The sequence below is a fragment of the Schlesneria sp. genome (assembly GCF_036405755.1).
GTDB lineage: Bacteria > Planctomycetota > Planctomycetia > Planctomycetales > Planctomycetaceae > Schlesneria > Schlesneria sphaerica.
The window spans coordinates 1-1,950 of the sequence record NZ_DASWWZ010000296.1; the positions used below are offsets into that span (position 1 = coordinate 1).

A 1,950-nucleotide genomic window follows, 5' to 3' on the forward strand; every position below is an offset into this window, starting at 1 on the left:
TGCTGAGTCAGCAGAACCGACCCTTCATCGCCGGTTCCGATAAACCCCACCTTGATCGGATCCCCTTTGAGCGCCTCATAGCCGAAGTAGGCGGCTCCGAGCGTAGGAACTGCTGCCGCAGCCCCGACCAGAAACGATCGCCGAGTGAAGGCGACAGCCTCGTGAAAGTTGTCCTTGCCGATTCTTTCCTGTTCCGGGGTCAACTGCATATTGGATTACTCCTGTCGAGTTCTATTTGTCTTTTGGATGGAAGAAGTCACTGCCAGGGCCCGAACGAAGTCCGCCCCGATTCGTTGTGATCAGACGTGGGATTATTCGGAAACGGGACGGCGACGTCGAAGCAGGGCAGAAATTGCTGCATCGACACCGAACCATTGGCCCGTCGGAAGCGCGGCAATTGCTAACAGGGCCAACATTTCCACGAAGACCTTATTTACGATCAAATTGTGCTCAATGCTGGGAATCTCCTGGACTCCTGGCCAAGGGGGCATGGCGAGATAAAAGAGCGTTAAGAGAGCCGCTCCGCCAAGTGCCGAAACCCGGGTCAGGAAACCAATCATCAGCAAAAGCCCGAAGATGGTGAGCCCCCACATCGTCCGGAAGTTAATGCGACTCATTTCCGTCACGGCCGCCGGAACGGGGCCCCTGGCAAATTGCTCGGGACCGAGCAACTTCGCTGCTTCCTCGAAGAGGTCCTTTTCCAGAGACTGAACGGGACCGACCAACTTCCGCCGCTGGGCCTGCAAGTCACTCCACTGCTTTTCCAGGTGGTCCCATTCGAACGGAGTTTTGGCTTTGGCGTAATTGGCCTCATATCGATCAATCAGTTTCTTGTAGTAATCGACCTCTCCAACCATGATGACCTGATCACTTCCTCCCTCGCTTTTCGCTTTCTGAACGATCCCCACCCGTTCGGGGTCCCCCTTCAGCATGGCTGCGAGTCGCTCACGAAATGCGAGGCGGGACGACTGCCGTGCAACGTCGTTAATCGCCTTGGTCAACTTGTCATACAGGGCCTCTTCCCCCGGTTTCGCCTTTTGGGGGTTCACCGCTTCGAGAAGCCTGGCCTGCTCAGTGGGGAGAAGATGCAGTTTTCCATCCACGATCATTCGCTTCGACGGGCTGTCATAGCGAATGGCCCCTTTCACAACGCCGGCATTCCGCGCCACTTCGTCGAAATCGACACCTGGGGGAAGCTCACTCAACGGGACGCTGAAACCCGACTCCGGACCATCCAGAAGACGATCAAGCTTCGCTTTCTCAATTCCGTAATGGGCGACGAACCGGTCTCGCCAAGCATCCCACTTGGACGACATGGTATCGTAGTCGAGCCACTTCAAGTCATTTTCGTCACCCGTCATGCGACGGAACGTTGTCCGCAGCGGTCCGGTCGCGTTTTTCAGATAAGGCTCTGCCGTCCAGGGGGCGGCGGACTTCTGAGTCCCCAGCTTCCACAATCCCTCGTAAAAGAGGTGCCAGCCAATAGAAATCCGCAGTACGACGAGAAGTGCGACCGCAAGCAAGGAAATTCGACGCAAGTCTGACGGCACTTGAAATCACTTTCAGGTGAAGGGAGGTTCGTGTTGAGGCCTGAGCCAAGTTAATTTTTCACTCTGCGTGTCAGCGACCTTGCCTGCAGCCCGGAACGAGGCTCCGTCAGCCGCCCTGACGCCACAACTCCTTCATGCCCGACCATTTATGACTTCACGCCGGAAACCATTTTTCGGCAGCCACATTACGCAGAACTGGTTGCAGCATCTGCCCCTGTTTCGGGATCGGGAAAAAGATTGCGCCCACAGAATCGGATAGATTATCACAATACGCCAGACTCTTTTCGACTCCCAGCACGAAAAAAGCCGTGGAGAGGGCGTCGGCTGTGGCAGAGTCCCGCGCAATCACGCTGACCGACAGCAGCGATTCAACGGGCCAACCGGTTCTCGGGTCCAGAAT

At 56.2% G+C, this 1,950-nt stretch carries 2 protein-coding genes and 1 pseudogene; all 3 read right to left on the bottom strand.

Annotated features, from left to right (window positions below; all coding sequences use genetic code 11):
- Positions 1 to 209 (bottom strand): annotated as a pseudogene (locus tag VGE80_RS10370) (Gfo/Idh/MocA family protein); the annotation flags it as partial.
- Between the two features lie 102 nt (positions 210 to 311).
- Complete coding sequence (locus tag VGE80_RS10375; RefSeq protein ID WP_397571635.1) at positions 312 to 1,550, bottom strand: hypothetical protein; 1,239 nt, start codon at positions 1,548 to 1,550, stop codon at positions 312 to 314.
- A 154-nt stretch (positions 1,551 to 1,704) separates the two neighbouring features.
- A partial coding sequence (locus VGE80_RS10380; protein WP_440592611.1) for an FAD:protein FMN transferase occupies positions 1,705 to 1,950 on the bottom strand: 246 nt, incomplete at its 5' end.